Below are 19,104 nucleotides of genomic sequence, written 5' to 3' on the forward strand. Positions count from 1 at the left end.
CATCGATTGTTGGTCGAATCGGGTCGACCGATTCCGGCCGGCGCACACCGGCGGCGAACAGGCGTTCACAGGAGGAAGCATGACGAGTACCGATATCGATGTCGACGCGACGGCGCGGCGGCGGGTCGAGGAATTGACCGCGGTTTTCGAGCGCGGGCTGCAGGAAAAGCTCGGTGTCGGTGATTCGCTGGGGATCCGCCTGGACAGCGCCGAAAAGGGACGCACCGTATACCATCTCGATCCGAACCCGGCGACGATCAATGCGATGTTCACCGTGCACGGCGGGGTGCTCGCCACGCTGATGGATACGGCGATGGGCAGTGCGGTATTCACCGAACTGGCGGACGGTGTCGCGTACACGACACTGGAGCTGAAGCTGAACTTCATTCGCTCCGTGACCCTGGAAAGCAGTCGGCTCACCTGTGTCGCCGAGACCGTGCATGTCGGTCGGCGGACGGCAACGGCGGAGGGCCGCATCACCGATGCGGCGGGCAAGCTCATCGCGCACGGCACCACCACCGTTCTGGTCCTGGCGCCACCGTCCTGAGCACGGCGACGGCCCTGCCCGGCACCCGCGCCGAGCAGGGCCGTATCCGAGGGGTCAGACCAGCGTTCGACAGCTCTCGACGAAGGCGATCAGCTCGTCGACCGGTTCGGTGCGGGCGTCCACCGCCCGGTCGATGACCTTCACCAGGTGTTCGTAGGCGGCGGTGTGGTCGTAGTCGGCGACGTCGGCGATCCGCAGCGCCCACCGCCAGTAGCCGCGCAGCGTGTCCGACAGCGGCATCCGGAAGCCGGCCACCACATCCCGGATCGGCGCCACCACCGCATCGCCCTGGGCCCCGAGGAAGCGGGTGACGACATCGGCCATGAAGCCGAAGTGCCGCGCCTCGTCCCGGGACAGCCGGGTGAGCACACCAGCCAGAACCGGGTCGGCAACCACCTCACGCAATTGCCGGTAGTACATCTGCGTGGCCTTCTCTTGGACCAGCGCATAGGCGAAGAACTGCACGGGGTGGTCATAGGGCAGGTCGAACGGCTTCTGCCCTTCCACGGCCAGATCGGTTCGGAGGGCCGCACGTTCGGCCATGCCCGACGCCACCTGGTAGCGGGCCAGCGCCCGGGCATGGGTGTCCTCCTCGACCGCCCACCGGACCGTGAAGTGGTAGAGCTCGCGGTTGTGTTCGAAGGTCGCCGGGTCGACCGTGTCGTCCACCGGGAAGTACCGCTGATAGACATCGAAGTAGCCGGGCAGATGATCCTCGATGAGAGTGACGAACCGGACGGCGGATCGCTGCCCTTCGGTGAGCCGGCCGGCATCCGCGGCGGTCCAGTCGAAGGAGGTCTCGACGTCCCAGGTGCGGGCGGCGGGGGAGGCGGCGAGAAAGCCGTCCACCGCGGCCGTCATCTGGTCGACCGGCAGCAGGCCGGATGTGGTGTCCATCGGTGCTCCTACCTGCTGTTCCGGCACACCAGTGCATAATGTTTGGTGGTGTATCCCCAACCGGCGTTGGCTATCTCGAGGTAGCGGCGCAGTTCGGCCGCCAGCCCGGGGCGGTGGGTGTCGATCCGTTCGGCCGCGGCATCGACGTTGGTGATCCAGTCGTCGATCGTGCGACGGTAGTGTGCGGTGAGATCGTCGACCGACACCAGCGAGAACCCGGCATTCTCGGCCGCGGCGATCAGTTCCGAGAGTGGACGCAGCTCGCCGAAGCCGAATATGCCGTTGCGCACGAACTCGGTGCCGTTGCGGTCGTCGAAAGCAGTCCGGGCCGCGGAACTCCGGAAGCAGCTCTCCGATACGTACAGGGAGCCACCGCGGCGCAATACAGCACGCGCCCGCCGGAACACCGCATCCGGATCGGGCATGTGCACGATCGAGCCGAGCAGGGCCACTGCATCGAACGACCGGCCGGGCAGGTCGAGCTGTTCGAAATGGCCCACCCGGGTCCGGACCCGGTCGCCGATCCCGCGCGCCTCCGCCTGTTCGGCGATGTAATCGTGCTGGTTCGGTGCCGGGCTGATGCCGAGTGCGGTGCACCCCAGTTCGTCGGCCAGGTACAGGATCAGCGACCCCCAGCCGCACCCCACGTCGAGCAGGTGCTCACCACCGCGCAGTCCGAGCCGGTCGGCGACGAATCGCAGCTTGTTGCGCTGCGCCTCGGCCAGCGTGTCGGTGTCCGATTCATACAGTGCCGAACTGTACTTGCGGAGCGGGTCGAGGAACTGACCGAAGATCTCCGGGTCGAGGTCGTAGTGCTGGTTCGTGTCGGCAACGGCGGTCATGCGATGCTCTCGGTCACGAGCCGCTCCACCACTGTGGTGACCTCGGCCAGGGTGGACAGACCGAAGACGTCCTCGTCCTCCAGTTCGACGTCGAAGGCCCGCTCGATGCGGGCGATCATGCGCAGTACCCGTACCGAATCGACGCCGGTCATACCGCGCAGGTCGGCGTCGGGAGTCAGATCGGCGGCGGGCAGGCCGGTCTCGTCCACGGCGATCTCGGTCACCGTCTGCAGGATGGTGTCGGTGGAGGTGCTGGTCATGGTCGTGCTCCATTCGGGGAGAGGGGGTTCGCCCGGGCCAGGGCGCGGTCGAGCAGGGCGACCTCGTCGTCGCCGAGGGTCAGGTGGTCGCGGGCCGTATTCAGGTCGAACGGCCGATAGGTGGCCGCCGACGACGCGCAGACCAGGCCGTTCGTGTCGAGAATCTCGGCGTGTGCCTGGATGAGCTGGTCGGTGTCGCTGCGCGCCGGCGCCGCATCGTCGGGCTCGCGCCGAAGCGTTGCGACACAGCGATACTCGTGCTCGATGGACAAGGGGCTGAGAAAGCGGGTGCGCTGCGAGACGGTGAAAGCGGGAACCCGGTGGGCGAGCACGATGAGGTTGCCCATCACCTCGTCGCAGACCACACCGATCAGACCGCCGTGCACGACGCCGGGGTAGGACTCGAAGGTGCGGGCCAGCCGGAACCGGGCCACCAGGGCGCCGTCGGCGCGTGGAGTGAACTGCAGCTGCAGGCCGGCGGGATTGTGCGGTGAACATCCGAAACAGTGGTAGTCCGGGATCACCGACCACGGCACCTCGACGGTGGCCATCAGGCGATGGCGTCGGCGAGGGCGCGGCGCACCTTCGCATTGCTGGCCAGATCCAATCCGGTGATGCCGGCGAAGGTGCGTCGCACCTTGTCGTGCAGTTTCGCCAGTTCGCCCTCGGCAGCAACCTGTTCGAGGAACAGATCGAAGCCGGTATCGATGGTCTCGTGGTCGCCCAGTTCGGCGATGCCGGACTTGAAGGTGCTCACCGGATGCTTGATCTTGGCCTCGGAGCTGTACACGTACAGCGTTTCGAGGACCGAGGGCAGTTCTCCGGGGTGACGCCGCAGCCGCTCGGCCGTGTAGTGGATGAACTCACGGGCATGCCCGGCCTCGTCCCGGCTCGCATTGAGCAACAGGGTTTTCAGCACCGGTTCGGTCACCCAGCCCGACACCGCACGGTAGACGTGGTTGACGGTGAGTTCGGAGATGATGTTGGTGGCCAGGGTCGCCGAGGGCGTGCTCCCCGGTGCATAGGGCTCACGCATGGCGTCGACCGCCCGGTCCGCGACGTCCTCGCCGATGGCCTGCAGCCAGGCCCGGAAAGCGTAGTGGTGCTGCACTTCCTGATAGCCCCACACCACGGCGAAGGTCGAGAAGTCGTAGTCGTCGACGAACTCTTCGAGAAATCCGTGCACCGCGGCGATCACGTTGGATTCGCCCATCGCCGCGCTCTTGGCGAGGGTCACGTATTCCGGTCGGACCGCGGTCCGGTCGACCTCGGTCAGTGCGAGATCACCGAGCTGCCAGTGCAGGCGCTCGTAGTGGCGGAAGACGTCGTAACTGTGCACGGTGCACTCCTGTTCGATCGTGGGCCCCGGCGGTCCGTCAGGCTCGGGTGATGAGTTCGCGCGCAGCGGCCCGCGCGAGTTTGCCGCTGCTGGTCCGTGGGATGCTGCGCGGTGCGACGAGATGGATGGCGACGGCCGCGAGCCCGAGCCGGGTTCCGACGGCGGCGCGCAGGCTGTCGGTGAGGTCGGCGGCCGCGGCACCCGTACGCTCGGTTTCGACGATCAGGCTGATCACGTCGGCGTCCCCGGGATCGGCGATCGCGGTGCAACGGCGCTTGTAGATGCCTTCGATATCCCGGACTGCGTCCTCGACGTCATGGGCGTAGTAGTTCACGCCACGAACCGTGATCATGTCCTTGATGCGGCCGGTGATGAACAGTTCGCCGTCGCGGCGATACCCGAGATCGCCCGTACGCAGCCATCCGCTCGTGAAGTCGTCGTTCGACGAATCCGGACCCGAGCTGCGGTAACGTCGGGTCACCGACGCACCTCGGATCAAGATCTCGCCGACGTGTTCGTCGAGGAGGTCGGTGTCGTCGACCGGATCGACGATCCGCAATTCCATACCGTCCACCGGGTACCCGACCGAGGCCACGGCTCGGGCACCGGGATCGTCCTGGCTCACCGGGGCGGCTACCGCCGAATTCGACAGCCGGGCACGGTCGATCCGATCGAACACCGGTCCGCGCCCGAGCGGCGGGAACGTGACGGCCAGAGTCGCCTCGGCCATGCCGTAGACGCCGAACATGGCCGCGGGATCGAATCCGGCCGGCCGGAACCGGTCGCAGAACGCGGTGACCACCGGCTCGGCGATCGGCTCGGCGCCGTTGAACGCGATGCGCCAGTTGTGGAGGTCGTAATCGGCGACCTGCTCGGGGTGGATCGTTGCCAGCAGAGCCTCGTATCCGAAGTTCGGCATGGCGGTGATGGTTGCCCCGGATGCCGCGAACTCGCTCAACCACCGCGCGGGATCCTTGATGAACGACACCGGCGACCAGATATGCGCGGGAATGCCGCGCAGCACCGCCGACAGGGTGCCGAACAGCCCCATATCGTGGAACAGCGGCAGCCAGAAGCCGCCCTGATCGTCGAGACCGAGGTCGATACCGGTGCGGATCGCCGCCAGTCCACTCGCCACGTTCGCATGGGTGAGCTGGACTCCCTTGGGCAGCGAGGTGCTGCCCGAGGTGAACTGGATGATCGCCAGGTCCTCGGCGGCTACCCCGGGCAACTGTTCCGCATCGATGCCGGTGGCCAGTGTCGCGGTGTCGACGAACTCGACACCGATGTCCCCGATTCCGGGAAGCAACCCGGCGAACCGCGGTGAGACCAGTACGGTGCGGAGGTCGGCAGCTGCGGCGATAGCGGCCAGTCGCGCCGGGTACTCGGCGCCGGCGCGGGCGCCGGCGGGCAGCGGCAGCGGTGTAGCGGCGCCACCGGCGGTGGCGATGCCGAACAATGCGACCAGGAATTCCGGCGCGTTCGGGCACAGGATGCCGACCGGTTCGCCACGACCGATGCCGCGTCGGACGAGTGCGGTCGCGGTGGCGAGCGAGTGTCGCTCCAGGTCGGCGTAGTCCAGTTGTTCGGCGACCGAGTGGAATGTCGCACGCACCTCTGGCCGGTCCGCCGCGACCCGGGCGAGCATCGCCGGCAGCGTTTCGCTCGAACGCGATGAATTCATGGCGGAAACGACAGCAGCGCAACGTGACATCGCGATTAACGAATGCCGAAAAATGCGCGCCGATCAGCGAGGTCGATCGTTCGATTACGGTGCGTGATAAAGATATCCGACTATCGCGCGATCGGAGCGGACGATTCATCCCGGATCCGCCGGAATTCGACCGTGACCATGGGTGGTGAAACCGAACCGCTATTCCCAGGAGCCGCCGGTGACCATCGAGCCTACGGTTGACGATCCGACTCCGGTCCGGGAAGGTGCACCGGACTTGTCGGCGGAATCGCCACGCCGCCACGCAATCGTCATCGGCGCCGGAGTGGCCGGTCTGCTGGCTGCGCGGGTTCTCACGGAATCGTTCGATCGGGTGACCGTGATCGAACGTGACGAACTCGACGCGGGGCAGGTCGAGCGGCGGGGTGTACCGCAGGCCCGGCATCTGCACGGCTTGCTCGATCGCGGCCGGCGGGTCATGGAGGAGCTGTACCCGGGGTTCACCGAGGAAGCAGCGGCCGACGGCGCGACGGTCGCCGAGGTGCTGGTCGGTACCCGGTGGTACTTCGGGGGCTCCCGGCTGGCGGCCGGTCCGACCGGACTCACCTCGGTGATCGCCACCCGGCCGCTGCTCGAGGGGCTCTTGCGCCGCCGCACCATGCGGCTGCCGCAGGTACAGGTGCTGACCCGGACCACCGTGCAAGGGCTGGTCGGCACAGCAGAGCGAGTGCGTGCGGTGCGCGTGACCGGCCCGGCTGGAGCAGATGTCCTGGCTGCCGATCTGATCGTCGATGCGAGCGGTCGCGGCTCACGGCTACCGCAGTGGCTCACCGACCTCGGTGTCGCTGCGCCGGAGGAAGAGCGGCTCGACGTCGATCTGGGTTATGCCTCACGGTTCTACCGGCACCGGCCGGGGCAACTCGACGGCCAGGCCTCGGTGATCGTGTCCACCGGAGCCGACGGGCGCGGCGGCGGTGCGGTCCGGGTCGAGGACGACCGCTGGCACATCACCCTCGCCGGCATGCTCGGCGATCATCCACCGGTCGACGACACGGGGTTCCGGGCCTTCGCCGCGTCACTGCCGGTCGACGATATCGCCGCCATCGTGCGTGACTCCGAGCCTCTCGGTGACGCCGTGCCGTACCGATTCCGCACTGCGGTGCGCCGGAGATTCGACCGGCAGCGGTCGCATCCGGCGGGCGTGCTCGTCCTCGGCGACGCGCTCTGCTCGTTCAATCCGTTGTATGCGCAGGGCATGACCGTCGCCGCCGTACAGGCCGCCGCGCTGGGGGACTGCCTGCGTGACGGCGGCGCCGATCCGGCAGCCCGCTACTACGCGGCGGCCGAAGCTGCCGTCGCGGTGGCGTGGCAGTTGGCCACCGGCTCGGATCTGCGGAATCCGGGGGTCGGGGGTCCGCGGAACCTGCGCACCCGGCTCACCGATGCCTTCGTCACCCGGGTGCAACGAGCGTCCGCGCAGGACCCCCGCGTCGCGCGCAGCTTTCTGCGTGTCGCCCACCTCGTCGACCCACCCGCGACGCTCGCCGCGCCGGGCACCCTGCGCCGGGTGCTGTTCGGGTCCGGCGCCACCGATCCCTCCCCGCCCCGACCACCCATGGAGAAACAGGAGTCCCAGCCATGACCTCCACGACCGCACCGATCGACGCCGACGCGGTACAGACCGCCCTGGCGCAGTTGTTCGGACCGGACGGGCGCGCCGACCCGTACGCCCCGGCCCGGGTGTTGCGCGAAGCGGGCCCGCTGCACCGGACCCCGCTCGGTCACCACGTGCTCACCCGGTACAGCGACTGTGCCGCAGTGCTTTCCACCACCGCATGGAGCCACGCCGAGGAAGCGGCGATGATGCATCCGACGGTATCCCCGGAGAACGCGCCGGAGGAGCTGCCCACCTCGTTTCTGTGGATGGAGCCGCCGGACCACACCCGGTTGCGGAACCTGGTCACGAAGGGTTTCACCCCGCGGATGGTCACCCGGCTGCGCCCCCGCATCGAGCAGTTGTGCGAAGAACTCGTCGACGCGGCCCTGGCGGAACGCGAATTCGATCTGGTGGAGCGGATCGCCTACCCGCTGCCGCTGATCATCGCCTGTGAGCTGATCGGCGTCCCGAGCGAGGCCTACGACCAGGTGCACCGCTGGTCACAGGATCTGGCCCGCGGTTTCGACCACGACTACACGCTTCCCGCAGAGTGCCTGCAGGCGCGCAGCGCCGCCTCCCGTGGTTTCATGGCCTACTTCCGGGAGCTGCTGAACGAACGCCGCGCCGAGCCGCGAGACGACCTGCTGAGTGTTCTCTCCCAGGTGGAGGACCGGGGTGATGTGCTCACCGAACAGGAGCTGCTGGCCACGTGTATCACCACCTTCGTCGCCGGGCACGAGACGACCGCGAATCTGATCGGCACCGGCATGCTGCGGCTGCTGCGTGCGCCCGACCAGGTCGCGCTGCTCCGCGACCGCCCGGAGCTCCGGGCCGCCGCCCCGGACGAACTGCTGCGCCTCGAACCGTCGGTGCAGATCACGACGCGTGCGGCAACGCGGCCGATCACCGTTGCCGGGCACGAGTTCGCGAAAGGGGAGGGCGTGGTCGTGCTGATCAACTCGGCCAATCACGACCCCGAGGCGTTCACCGATCCCGACCGCGTGGATGTCACCCGCTATTCGGATCCGAAACGACCGGGCAAGAAACATCTCGGATTCAGCCTCGGCATCCACTACTGTCTCGGCGCCCCGCTGGCCCTGCTGGAAATGGAGATCCTGCTCGATGTGCTGCTTCGTAGAGTCGCCGATCTGGAGCTGCGCACCGAGAACCCGCCGTTCAAGCCCAATGTGGTGATCCGCGGGCTCGAATCCCTTCCTGTCGCAGCCACTCCCGCCTGAGAACCGAAAACGATGCCACGGGATCCCGACGAGATCCCGGGGCATCATTCAGTCGTGCCGAGTTACTTCAGGCCGGACCGGACGAACGCGTTCACGATCTGCCGCTGCAACACCAGGTACATCAACAGCACCGGCAGGCAGGCAAGGCCGGCCAACGCCATGATGGGGCCCCATTGGTCGCCCTCGGTGCCCATGAAACTACGCAGCCCCAGCTGCAGCACACCATTGGACTGCCGCAAGACCACCGCCGGCCAGAAATATTCGTTCCAGGCGTTGATGAACAACAGGATGCCGAGTGCGGCCAGGGCCGGCCGCAGATTCGGCACCACCACCGTCCACAGGATCGACCATGACGACCGGCCGTCGATCTTCGCCGCAGCGACCAGCTCCTTCGGGAAGCTCGCCATATGCTGCCGCAACAGCAGTACCGCCAGTGCGGAGCAGAGCGTAGGAAGTACCACCCCGACCAGGGTGTCGAGCAAACCGAGCTGGTTCAGCAGCACGTAGTTCGGCAGCATGGTGACCTGGAAGGGCACCAGCCAGATCCCGACGAACGCCAGGTACAGCACCCGCTGCAGCGGAAAGCTGTACATCGCGAAGGCATAGGACGCCAACAGGGCGATCAGCAGCTGTGCCGAGGCCGCCATCGCGGCCACCAGGAAGGTGTTACCGATCAGGACCGGCACATCGACCTGGGCGGCTGCGTCGGTGTAGTTGGCCGTCGACAGCGGCCAGGGGATCGGCGACAGCGAGTTGATGTCCTCGGGCCGGCGCAGTGAGGTGGCGAACAACCAGTAGATCGGGAACACGCACACCAGGGCGGTGCCTGTCAGCAGGATGTGGCTGCCGGCGATGCGCAGCCGGTCAATCATCATGGAAGGCCACCTTCTCCGAAATCCACACCAGGACTCCGGCGACGATGCCGAAGCCGAAGAACAACAGAACGCCGGCCGCGGCACCGAGCCCGGCGTCGAAGCTGTGGAAGGCGTAGTCCCACAGCAGGTAATAGATATTGGTGGTGGCCTGTGCCGGACCGCCCTGGGTCATCGAATCGATGAGCGGGAAGGTGAGCACCGGCGTGAGCAACACCGTGGTCAGGACCAGGAACATCAGGGTCGGGGACAGCATCGGCAGGGTGATCCAGCGGCGGATCTGGCCGGGGCTCGCACCGTCGACCCGCGCCGCCTCCTCGTAGTCGGTGCTGATACCGGCCAGCCCGGCCCACACCACCAGGACCGCGAAACCGAGTAGTTGCCAGCCGGTGATGACGATGATCACCGCGTTCGCGGTGTCGACATCGTAGACCCAGTTGCGGTCCGATCCGGTCACTTGGCCGACGAAGCCGGTACCGGGATGGAGCAACCACCGCCACACCGCTGCCACGGCCACCGGGGCCACCAGGAACGGCGCGAAGATGAAGGCCTGGTACAGCGTGCGAGCCCGGCCGTTCACCCGGCGCCCCGCCAGCGCGATCAGGACCGGTAGCAGCACCGTGAACGGCAGCAGCCCCGCGATCAGCACGCCGGTGCGGCCGAGTGAATCCCAGAACGCCGGAAGTTGCAGCAGCCGCTCGTAATTGGCCCCTCCGACGGGCTGCATGGGGGTGGTGGGCAGCAGATTCCACGAATAGGTGGACAACTCGAACGCCTGGACCAACGGCCGATACACCCACACCACGAGAAGCACCAGTGCAGGCGCGAGATACAGGTAGGGTGCCGCGCCGCGGAGCAGGCGCCGACCACGTGCCGGTCGGGCGGTGCGGGGCAGCTGCCCCGCACCGCCCGACGCCGCGACCCGGGTGTCCGGTTCGTCGAGCACGAACACGGCGTCACCGGGCGCCGGCCGCCAACGCGGCCAGCTGGTCGAGAACGTCCTGTTCCGGCCGGTCGTAGACCGGTTCGGCCACGGTGGCCTCGATCGCCGTGGCGACCACGGTTGCGCCGAGCACGTCGATGCGGCTGTAGCCGAATCCGGACCAGCCGCGCTGCCGCCCGGCCGGGGCCATCGGATCGAGCCGATAGGCCACCGCCGGCGAGATCCACACCGGGATCCCCGACAGCGCCGCGGCCGCGGTGAGGTGATTGTGCCCGCACACGATCATCCGCACATCCGATCCGGCGAGCACCTCGGCGAGGCGTTCGGGCTCCTGCAGCCGCAGGAACTCGGTTGCCGCCAGGGGCGACGGGATCGGCGGATGATGCAGCGCCAGCAAGGTGCCGTACCGGGCCGGTTCCCGCAACTGCCCGGCCAGCCACGCCAGCTGTTCGTCCTCGAGCCGGCCGTCGTGCCGGTGCGGGGTGCTGCTGTCCATGGTGATCACCCGCAATCCGGCCACGTCGGCGCTCCGGTCGAGCGACCGGTGCGGGTCGGCGCCGTCGAGCAGTTCGGCAGCGAACGCCGAACGCTCGTCGTGGTTGCCCATCACGTACAGCACCTGCGCCCCCAGGTCGGCGGCGACCGGCTCCACGGCATCACGCAGCCGGGCATAAGCCTCGGCCGAGCCGCAGTCGGTCAGATCCCCGGACAGCACGATGCCGTCGACCGGCCGACCGGCCGTCTGCAGCCGATCCAGCACCTCGGTCAGGTTGGCGAACGTATCCACCGTGCCGTGCATCCGTTCGCCGGGACGCTGGATGTGGGTATCGCTGATCTGGACGATCGTCACCTCCGGTGCGCCGTCTCGCGCCGATTCACTCATGACGGGGGCAGCAGGGCGGTGCCCCGCTCCTGTGCGGCCTGCAGGGTCGAGGTGGGGTCGCCGCCCTGATAGACGACGGTCTCGACGGCCTCCATCATCCCGTCCCGGATCTGCAGGTAGTCGTTGCCCGGCATGGACACCCACGGCTCCAGTCGGGCGAGCTGCTCGACGTTCGGTGCCAGCAGCGGGTTCTCTTCGGCCCAGGACCGCAGACCGTCCGGGTCGTCCATCAGGCCGGTACGCAACGGCAGATAGCCGATGCCCTGGGAGATCCGGGTGTAGGCCGATTCGCTGGTGAGGAATTTGATCAGCTCCCAGCCGGCCCGCTGCTGCGCCGGATCGTCGGACAGGATGTACAGCGAGGCACCGGAGTTGGTCGGAACGGTGGGCTTGTTCCCGAAGCTGGGCATCGGTGCCGACCGCAGGTCCCACTTGTCGGCGGCACCCTTGACGAACACCCCCTGCACGGCACTGGTCTCCAGAATCATCGCGACCTCGCCCCGCGCGAAACCCTCGTAGCCCTGCTTCTGGGTGAACTTCGGCATGCTGCCGGCCTCGACCAGCTGCTGCCCGTATTCGACCACCTCGACCACGGGCTGTTCGGCGTAGGTGAGTTCGGTGCGGTCCTCGGAGATCACCCGGCCGCCGTTGGAGCGCACCAGGCCCTGGAAACACCAGTCCTTCGACGTCTTGGTCAGGCAGTCGATGTAGACGCCCTCCAATTCGGTGTTCTCGGTGATCGCTGCGGCGGCATCGGCTACTTCGGCCCAGGTAGACGGCGGGTTGTCGGGGTCGAGCCCGGCCTCGGTGAAGGCGGTCGCATTGTAGTACAGCACCGGTGTGGAGAACACGAACGGGATACCGTAAGTGTGGCCGTCCCATTTGGCGAGGGTCCGTGCCCGTTCGGCATAGGGGTGTTCGGCGCCTTCGAAATTGTCGCGCACGGCATCCTCGCCGACCAGCGTGTCCAGCGGCTGGGCGCCGAGCTGGTGAATGGTGTAATCGAGGTCGCTGAACCCGAGCTGCGCCACGGTGGGCGGATTGCCGGCGACCAGCTGGTTGTGGATGCTGGAGACCGTGTCGGTCGCCGGGTTCGGGCTGTTGCCCTGCGGCTTCTGCGCCGTCACGTCGATGTTCGGGAATTTCTCCTCGAACTCCGCGATCAACGTGTCGAAGGTGTCGGTCCAGGGCCCGGCCAGCCCGTAGTTGTACGACTCGAACACGATCGACACCTGCTGGTCCGGATCCAGCTCCGGAATCCGCGCGGCATCGGTGGTTTCGGTGTCGGTGCTGCCGAGGCCGCCGCACGCGCTGAGCGTCAGCGCGGCGACGAAGACCAGGCCCAGCAAGGGCACAGGGCGTTTCACGGGAATCTCCTCATCGGTGGATAGGTGCTGCCCGGAACGGAATCCGGGAGGTCGTGGGGTCAGGCCGACACCGGCTGCGCGGCGGTCGGCGGGACGGCGGCATCGTCGGCCGGTTCCCGCCAGGACAGGCGCCTGCCGGACGCCGGGTCGAACAGGTGGATATCGTCCGGCTCCGGCTGCAGGCCGATCGAGTCACCGGGGCACACCCCGGACGGCCGGGACACGCGCACACTGATCGACTGCCGGGCCGCCTCGAGGTGGATCAACTCCTCGCTGCCGAGGTTCTCCACAGTGGTGACGGTGCCGTGGATCGCGGCGGCGCCCGGCACCGGCCGTAGCCGTTCCGGCCGGATACCGACCGTCACCGCGAGATCACCGTCGAATCCGCGGGTGTCGATGCCCAGATCGGCGTCTACGCCTGCGGTGACCACGTGCAGGCGGTCGCCGCGGGCGCGGACGGTGGCGGGGAACAGGTTCATCGGCGGGGCGCCGAGGAAACCGGCGACGAAGCTGGTGCGTGGCCGGTCGTACAGCTCGGTCGGGCTGCCCACCTGTTCGACTCGGCCGTTGTGCAGCAGCGCGATCCGGTCCGCCATCGTCATCGCCTCCACCTGATCGTGCGTCACGTACAGGAAGGTGGCGCCGAGGGTGCGGTGCAGCGAGATCAGTTCGGTGCGGGTGGCGCTGCGCAGTTTGGCGTCCAGGTTGGACAGCGGTTCGTCCATCAGGAACGCGCCCGGTTCGCGAACCATCGCCCGGGCCAGGGCCACCCGTTGCCGCTGGCCGCCGGACAGCGCGGCGGGGCGGCGCTGCAGCAGTTCGGTGAGCCCCAGCGTGGCCGCGACTTCGGCGACCCGGCTCGCGACGACCGACCGCGGAATCCGTCGCGCCCGCAACGGGAAGCCGATGTTCTTCGCGACGGTGAGGTGTGGATACAGCGCATAACTCTGGAACACCATCGCCAGATCGCGCTGCTGCGGCGGCTGCTCGGTGATGTCGGTGCCGCCGAGCAGGATCCGGCCGCCGGTGGGTGCCTCCAAGCCGGCGATCATCCGCAGCAGCGTGGACTTTCCGCATCCACTGGGCCCCAGCAGAACGAGGAATTCGCCGTCGGCGACCTCGAGATCGATCTCGTGGACCGCGGTGGTCTTGCCGAAGCGTTTGCCGACCCCGTCGATTCGCAGTTTTGCCATCGGTGCCCCTACGCTTCCGGCCCGAGGTCGTCGATCCAGGTCGCGACCCGCTGCCCGATCGCCGGTCCGTCCTGGACCCAGCCGAAGTGGTCGAGATGCTGCATCGGGGAGTCCGTGTCGGCGTGCCAGCGCGTCAGCCGAGCGTTCGGCATCCGGCCGGTCAGGAAGTCCACATTCGATTTCGGGCCGAGGACGTCCTCGGACAGGGAGATCACCAGCGTCGGTACGTCGAGTTCGCGCAGCAGGGTGTTGTAGCGGCGGGAGCTACCCTTCGGGCGGTAGTAGCTGGTGAGCGAATGCCACGACCAGTCACGCATCACCCCGCCGGGCATCGCGGCCGGAATCAGCACGCCGCCCGGCCAATACCCCTTCCACCGGGATACCAGGCCGATCCATTGGATGTGGCTGATCGCCTCGAACCAGCGGCGGGGGCCGAACGCCCACCAGAACACCGTGCCGGTACCGATCACGGCCACGCCGGCCACCCGGCCCGGGGTGGCGGCCGCGGTGTAGAGCAGTGCCAGCTGCCCGCCCAGACTGTGCCCGAACAGATACAGCGGAGCGTGCGGGAACCGCGCCCGTACTGCGTCGGTGATCATCGGCAGGTCGATCTCGAGCATCTCGCGGTAGCCGAAATCGGCGTGCTCGCCGAACGCCGGGGTCGCTTCGCCGTGTGCGCGCAGATCGGTGGTGGCGACCGACAGGCCCTGCGCGTGCAGGCCGCGGGCCACCGTGTAGTAGTGCTTGGCCTTCATCGCCATCGCGGGAATGATGAGCACCACCGGTGCGTCGGCGCGTTCGGCGGGCAGGAAGCGGACGGTGAAGCCGACACCGTCCTCGGTGGTGACGGTGGTCGCCTCCAAGTCCCGGAAGGCCGGCGTCTGCTCGGTGCCCGTCACTGCTCGCCCTCCGCGACGTCGAGATCGCAGACGGCGTCGAACACGAACTTCGCCACCAGCACACCGGCGTCGTCGAAGAGGACAGCCTTGGTGTTCAATTCGAAACGTCCGGCCTCGGTGGCGGCGAGAATCGGGTCGATCTCGTGTGGATCCACCGTCCCGATCGCCCGGATCCGCCCGGCGGCGGGCTTGCGGAACGACACGCTGCCGCCCCGCATGATCAGCAACTGCACCGCCGTGAGCCGGGGTGCCATCGCGCCGACGAATGCGGCCGCGCCGGCGATATCGGCCGCGGTGAACATCGCACCGGCGTGCACCGTGCCCCAGGGGTTGGCGACTCGGTCGTCCGCGGGGAGTTCGACGACCGCCCGGTCCGGGGAGATCTCGGTGATCCGGGTGCCGATGTGCCGGCCGAACGGCACGCTCCGCTCGGCGGCATTGCGCAGGTATTCGAAGTCGATGTTCTCGTTGTCGTGTTCGGGGTACGCCGCAGCGAACCCGGTGAGTTCACGAGTGGTCATGGAAATCCCTTCCGATTCAGTGGATGTTCCGCACCGCGCGGCGAGCGATCGACCAGCGCAGCACTTCCGACGGCCCCTCGTAGATGCGGAATGCGCGCGCCTCCACCAGGAAGCGGGCCACGAGGTGGTCCTCGCACACGCCCAGCCCGCCGTACAGCTGGACGGCACGGTCGATGACGCGCCAGACCGCCTCGGAGACGAAGGTCTTGGCGATCGCAGCGTGGTGCCGGGCCGGTCCCGAGGCCGGGCCGTGCTGATCGATGACGGCGGCGGTGTCCCGGATCAGGCTGCGGGCGGCTGCGAGGTCGATCTCGTTGTCGGCGACCAGCCCTTGGGCCAGGCCGTGCTCGGCGATCGGGACCCCGAACGACGTACGGCCGGCGATATGGGACATGGCGAGGTGATGTGCCCGCACGGCAAGTCCCAGCCAGTTCATGCAGAACACCAGCCGGGAAGGGGCCAGCCGGACCTGGGCCAGGGCGAGCCCTTGTCCGACCTCGCCCAGTACTGCCGAATCGGGAACCTCACAGGCCGTGAACTCGACTTCGCAGTGGCCGCCCGGCGCGCTGGTGTGGTCCAGGGTGGGCATCCGGGCTCCCACCCGGAGGCCGGGGTTGTCCTGGTCGACCAGGAACATCGTCGGGCCGTCGTCGGTGGTGGCGACACAGATGACGAACGCCGCGCCCTGGGCGCCGGTGGTGAAATGCTTGGCGCCGTCGATCACCCAGCCGGAATCGGTTTCGCGCGCGACCGTCCGCAGCATTCCCGGGTCGGAGCCGGCGCCCGGTGCCGGCTCGGTCATCGCGATCGCCGAGCGCACGTCGCCGGCGGCGAGAGGTGCCAGGTAGCGCTGTTGCTGCTCGGCGTTCGCGACGTGGGTGAGCAGGTGGATGTTGCCGTCGTCGGGGGCCCACGCATTCACGGCGAGGGGGCCGATGAGACTGGCGCCCGCGGCTTCGAGGACCTGGGCCTGTGCCACCGTGTCGAGCCCGAGACCTCCGTGTTCGGGGGCCGAGAGTGGACCGAACACCCCGGCCGCCTTGGCTTTCTGCTGCAGTTCGAGCCGTAGCTCATCGTCCATGGTCCGGCCGGCCACGATGATCTCCCGTTCGACCGGGAGGACGTGGTCGTCGATGAACCGGCCGGTCTGTTCCACCAGCTCCGCCACTGTCGTCATGGAAGTCAGTGTCGGGGCGCGCCGGGCGCACCGGCCGGGGCGATAGTCGACGTCGATTGCACGAATCGAGCCTCCGTTCCGGACGCGTGTGCGGGGCCTGCATGGTCAGGGTGGGGGCAGGAGTGCCGTGCTGAGGAGGGCCCTATGACCGAACTGCCGGTGCGGGTGAATGCCCGCCGAGATGTCGCCGAGGACGTGTTCTCTCTCGAACTGATCGCCGTCGACGGGGCGGACCTGCCCGCCTGGCAGCCGGGTGCGCATATCGACGTGGCGGTCGGGGTCGCCGGGACTCGGCAATATTCGCTGTGCGGCGACCCCGCCGATCGGTCCGGGTGGCGGATCGCCGTCCTGCACGAACCGGCCGGTCGGGGCGGATCCGCGCATCTGCACCGCACCGCGATGGTAGGGGAGACGCTGCAGGTATCAGCGCCACGGAACCATTTCGAGCTTCTTCCGGCCGCGGCGTACACCTTTGTCGCGGGCGGCATCGGGATCACACCGATCCTGCCGATGGTCGCGGCGGCCCGGGCCGCCGGTGCGCCGTGCTCGCTGCACTACGGTGGCCGCACTCGCCGGCGGATGGCCTTCGTCGACGACGTGCTCCGTATCGATCCCGGCGCCGCCATCACCCCGCAGGACGAAGCCGGGCTGCTGCAGATCGACGACATACTCGACAAAGCAGGCGATGGCGCCGTCTACTGCTGCGGCCCAGAACCGCTCCTGGACGCCGTCCACACCGCGGCCGGGCACCGCGGGCTGGAAGTCCGCATGGAACGGTTCGGTCCCCGGACGAGTTCCGTGAGCACGGCTGCCGACCGGGGCTTCGAGGTCCGGCTCGCGGCCAGCGGGCGGTCACTGCAGGTCGGTCCGGACCGGTCGATCGCCGAAGTGCTGGAATCGGCCGGGATCGACGTGATCACCTCGTGCCGGGAGGGAACCTGCGGTAGTTGCGAAACCACGGTTCTCGCCGGGGAGATCGACCACCGCGATTCCATTCTGACCGATGCGGAACGTGCGGCCGGTGACACGATGATGCTGTGTGTCTCTCGGGCCGTTTCCGAGACCGTCGTTCTGGACCTTTGACCCGACGCGGCTCGCGGCGGCGGAGCGGACGTGACGCACCAGCGGCCGGGGCTGCGCACCACGTCGTGCACAGACCCCGGCCGGGCAAGTGGTGGATCAGCCGAGGCTGAACGGCTGTCCCCACAGCGTCACCGCAGTGACGCCGAAGTCACCGCGGACATCCACGACGACGAACGCGCGCGCCTGCGCGTAACCGCCGCACCCGTTGACCGCGATCGTGGTGTCGTTCCACCTGACGCTGCCCGAACCGCCCTTGAACGAGTTCCGGGGGCTGTGCGCCTCCTCGCCGTAGGCGTTGGGGCCCTCGCGGTCCAGGATCATCTGCCGCGCGGTCTGGCCGGGGCCGAGAGTGAGGTTGCCGTTGGCGCCGGCGCCGGCCGAGGTCTTCTGGCCGTCCCAGCTCGAGCTGCCCTTCACATTGCCGCCGCCGGCGGCGCCGCTGATGTTCACCTGGCAGCCGACGAGATATCCGGGAGCAATCCGGGTCTTCACACCCTCGACGCCCGGACCGGCCAGGTCCACCTGCGCGCTGCCGGTGACCCAGGCGTTGCGATGCAGCGGCGTGGCACCCATGGACGGGCTGATCGTGGCCGATTCGCCGACCAGCCGCACCGTCAACTCGGTGCCGTTCGGCAGCGTCTTCTTCAGTTCCCCGCCGGGCAGCGGGACGAACGTGTCGGCGTTCGCGGCGCCGGCGGACAGCACGCCGACCGCTACTGCAGCCGCGGCGCCGACTCCGGCCAGGCGCGTCGAGATCTTACGGTTGAACATATCGAATGAACCCCTCTGGGAAGTCGAGTCTCGTCGACGGAATTCGAGAATGGTGCAGATGGTGAAATTCGTCAGCCGATGCTGAACGGCTGTCCGTACAATGTGGTCTTCGAGTAGTGGTCACCGATGATTTCGAGATTCGTGTACGAACGCGCCTGGGCGTAGCCCGCGCAGCCCTGGATCTCCATCTCGATATCCTGGTAGTCGATCGAGTAGACACCGGGCTTTTCGATATCGACCTTTTCCACCGCGACCCACTTCACTTCACCGGGGCCGAGCTTCAGCCCGATCGAGCCACCGGCGTCCACGCCGGCGGTGCTGACCCCGGCGGAGGCGCCGGCGGAGATCGCGTTGTCGGCGATGCTCACCTGGCAGCCGATGATGTAGCCGTGGTTGACCTGTGACGCACCGTGCGTCGACGAGTTGTTGCTGCCGTCGCGGCCGCTCGGCCCACGGTGCTTGGCCGCGTCACCGTCCGGAGTGGCGGTGACATCGGCGACGACCGAACCGGATACCCACACCACCCGGCCGGCGCCGTTGGCCGCCAGCGACGGGGACACCAGCGCGCTCTCGCCGGTGCGGGTGATCGTGCCGCCCGGTCCCGCCTTGTGGCCGTCCGGCAGCGGTACGAACACATCGGCATTCGCTGCCCCGGCACAGAACAGTCCACCGGCCAGGGCGGCAGCGATGGCCACGGTGCCCGCCCGAACGTCGAAACGCGCACGCGCGCCGCGATACTCCCTCATGGAATTCCTCACTTCTGCGTCGTATTCCGGTGCTCACGCCGGAACAACGTTCCGGCGCCGCACCGATTACGCCGTCAGTGTCGGAATGTTCGGACCGTCCGGTCCGAGTCAATAGAGGACGTCGATCGACCGAGTTGCGCGAATGCCACCGGGTCGCCGACGACCTGCACTGTGGCTCACCATTTCTCCGATCTGCA

At 68.1% G+C, this 19,104-nt stretch carries 20 protein-coding genes; 4 read left to right on the top strand and 16 right to left on the bottom strand.

What is annotated here, in order from left to right; all coding sequences use genetic code 11:
• The first annotated feature begins 79 nt into the window (after window positions 1-79).
• Complete coding sequence (locus AC1HFH_RS14105; RefSeq protein WP_480243226.1) at window positions 80-547, top strand: PaaI family thioesterase; 468 nt, start codon at window positions 80-82, stop codon at window positions 545-547.
• A 54-nt stretch (window positions 548-601) separates the two neighbouring features.
• On the opposite strand, the gene AC1HFH_RS14110 is transcribed toward AC1HFH_RS14105, so the two are convergent.
• The 6 genes from AC1HFH_RS14110 to AC1HFH_RS14135 are packed head-to-tail and all read right to left on the bottom strand — an operon-like array spanning window position 602 to window position 5,569.
• The gene (locus AC1HFH_RS14110) at window positions 602-1,444 is read right to left on the bottom strand and encodes an acyl-ACP desaturase (RefSeq protein ID WP_480243227.1); all 843 of its coding nucleotides are present in this window, start codon (window positions 1,442-1,444) and stop codon (window positions 602-604) included.
• A gap of 8 nt (window positions 1,445-1,452) precedes the next feature.
• Window positions 1,453-2,286, bottom strand: a complete 834-nt coding sequence (locus AC1HFH_RS14115) for an SAM-dependent methyltransferase (RefSeq protein ID WP_480243228.1) — start codon at window positions 2,284-2,286, stop codon at window positions 1,453-1,455.
• Window positions 2,283-2,546, bottom strand: coding sequence for an acyl carrier protein (locus AC1HFH_RS14120; RefSeq protein WP_480243229.1), 264 nt, complete (start codon window positions 2,544-2,546; stop codon window positions 2,283-2,285). Before AC1HFH_RS14120 ends, AC1HFH_RS14115 begins: the two co-directional genes overlap by 4 nt.
• Window positions 2,543-3,097, bottom strand: coding sequence for a PaaI family thioesterase (locus tag AC1HFH_RS14125; protein WP_480243230.1), 555 nt, complete (start codon window positions 3,095-3,097; stop codon window positions 2,543-2,545). Before AC1HFH_RS14125 ends, AC1HFH_RS14120 begins: the two co-directional genes overlap by 4 nt.
• Complete coding sequence (locus AC1HFH_RS14130) at window positions 3,097-3,885, bottom strand: ferritin-like domain-containing protein (protein ID WP_480243231.1); 789 nt, start codon at window positions 3,883-3,885, stop codon at window positions 3,097-3,099. Before AC1HFH_RS14130 ends, AC1HFH_RS14125 begins: the two co-directional genes overlap by 1 nt.
• A gap of 37 nt (window positions 3,886-3,922) precedes the next feature.
• Window positions 3,923-5,569: an AMP-binding protein gene (locus tag AC1HFH_RS14135; protein ID WP_480243232.1), complete on the bottom strand. Its 1,647-nt coding sequence runs from the start codon at window positions 5,567-5,569 to the stop codon at window positions 3,923-3,925.
• A gap of 208 nt (window positions 5,570-5,777) precedes the next feature.
• Here AC1HFH_RS14135 and AC1HFH_RS14140 point away from each other — a divergent pair, with 208 nt between their 5' ends.
• Together AC1HFH_RS14140 and AC1HFH_RS14145 are read left to right on the top strand one after the other, a co-directional pair.
• Window positions 5,778-7,199 (top strand): FAD-dependent oxidoreductase, encoded by a 1,422-nt coding sequence (locus AC1HFH_RS14140; RefSeq protein ID WP_480243233.1) that lies wholly within the window; start codon window positions 5,778-5,780, stop codon window positions 7,197-7,199.
• Window positions 7,196-8,452 carry a cytochrome P450 gene (locus tag AC1HFH_RS14145; RefSeq protein ID WP_480243234.1) on the top strand — a complete coding sequence of 419 codons (1,257 nt, stop codon included), beginning with the start codon at window positions 7,196-7,198 and terminating at the stop codon, window positions 8,450-8,452. The genes AC1HFH_RS14140 and AC1HFH_RS14145 overlap by 4 nt, the downstream gene beginning before the upstream one ends.
• A gap of 62 nt (window positions 8,453-8,514) precedes the next feature.
• Here AC1HFH_RS14145 and AC1HFH_RS14150 read toward each other — a convergent pair whose 3' ends face one another.
• Genes AC1HFH_RS14150 through AC1HFH_RS14185 form a run of 8 tightly spaced genes read right to left on the bottom strand, consistent with a single transcriptional unit; the run spans window position 8,515 to window position 16,307 of the window.
• Window positions 8,515-9,327 (bottom strand): carbohydrate ABC transporter permease, encoded by an 813-nt coding sequence (locus AC1HFH_RS14150; RefSeq protein ID WP_480243235.1) that lies wholly within the window; start codon window positions 9,325-9,327, stop codon window positions 8,515-8,517.
• Entirely contained in the window at window positions 9,317-10,276 is a 960-nt protein-coding gene (locus AC1HFH_RS14155; RefSeq protein ID WP_480243236.1) for a carbohydrate ABC transporter permease, read from the bottom strand. The genes AC1HFH_RS14150 and AC1HFH_RS14155 overlap by 11 nt, the downstream gene beginning before the upstream one ends.
• A gap of 4 nt (window positions 10,277-10,280) precedes the next feature.
• Complete coding sequence (locus AC1HFH_RS14160; RefSeq protein ID WP_480243237.1) at window positions 10,281-11,150, bottom strand: metallophosphoesterase; 870 nt, start codon at window positions 11,148-11,150, stop codon at window positions 10,281-10,283.
• Window positions 11,147-12,517, bottom strand: coding sequence for an ABC transporter substrate-binding protein (locus tag AC1HFH_RS14165; protein ID WP_480243238.1), 1,371 nt, complete (start codon window positions 12,515-12,517; stop codon window positions 11,147-11,149). The genes AC1HFH_RS14160 and AC1HFH_RS14165 overlap by 4 nt, the downstream gene beginning before the upstream one ends.
• 59 nt (window positions 12,518-12,576) lie before the next feature.
• Window positions 12,577-13,710 carry an ABC transporter ATP-binding protein gene (locus AC1HFH_RS14170; RefSeq protein WP_480243239.1) on the bottom strand — a complete coding sequence of 378 codons (1,134 nt, stop codon included), beginning with the start codon at window positions 13,708-13,710 and terminating at the stop codon, window positions 12,577-12,579.
• A gap of 8 nt (window positions 13,711-13,718) precedes the next feature.
• Window positions 13,719-14,609: an alpha/beta hydrolase family protein gene (locus AC1HFH_RS14175; RefSeq protein ID WP_480243240.1), complete on the bottom strand. Its 891-nt coding sequence runs from the start codon at window positions 14,607-14,609 to the stop codon at window positions 13,719-13,721.
• Complete coding sequence (locus tag AC1HFH_RS14180) at window positions 14,606-15,130, bottom strand: DUF4442 domain-containing protein (protein WP_480243241.1); 525 nt, start codon at window positions 15,128-15,130, stop codon at window positions 14,606-14,608. The genes AC1HFH_RS14175 and AC1HFH_RS14180 overlap by 4 nt, the downstream gene beginning before the upstream one ends.
• 16 nt (window positions 15,131-15,146) lie before the next feature.
• Complete coding sequence (locus tag AC1HFH_RS14185) at window positions 15,147-16,307, bottom strand: acyl-CoA dehydrogenase family protein (protein WP_480243242.1); 1,161 nt, start codon at window positions 16,305-16,307, stop codon at window positions 15,147-15,149.
• Window positions 16,308-16,451: 144 nt separating this feature from the next.
• Here AC1HFH_RS14185 and AC1HFH_RS14190 point away from each other — a divergent pair, with 144 nt between their 5' ends.
• The gene (locus tag AC1HFH_RS14190) at window positions 16,452-17,390 is read left to right on the top strand and encodes a PDR/VanB family oxidoreductase (protein WP_480243243.1); all 939 of its coding nucleotides are present in this window, start codon (window positions 16,452-16,454) and stop codon (window positions 17,388-17,390) included.
• 96 nt (window positions 17,391-17,486) lie between these two features.
• Here the strand turns inward: AC1HFH_RS14190 and AC1HFH_RS14195 are convergent, their stop codons facing one another.
• Together AC1HFH_RS14195 and AC1HFH_RS14200 are read right to left on the bottom strand one after the other, a co-directional pair.
• Window positions 17,487-18,161, bottom strand: a complete 675-nt coding sequence (locus AC1HFH_RS14195; protein ID WP_480243244.1) for an MspA family porin — start codon at window positions 18,159-18,161, stop codon at window positions 17,487-17,489.
• A gap of 71 nt (window positions 18,162-18,232) precedes the next feature.
• Window positions 18,233-18,907, bottom strand: coding sequence for an MspA family porin (locus AC1HFH_RS14200; protein ID WP_480243245.1), 675 nt, complete (start codon window positions 18,905-18,907; stop codon window positions 18,233-18,235).
• Between the last annotated feature and the right edge of the window lie 197 nt (window positions 18,908-19,104).

This window comes from Nocardia sp. KT25-26 (genome assembly GCF_056627695.1).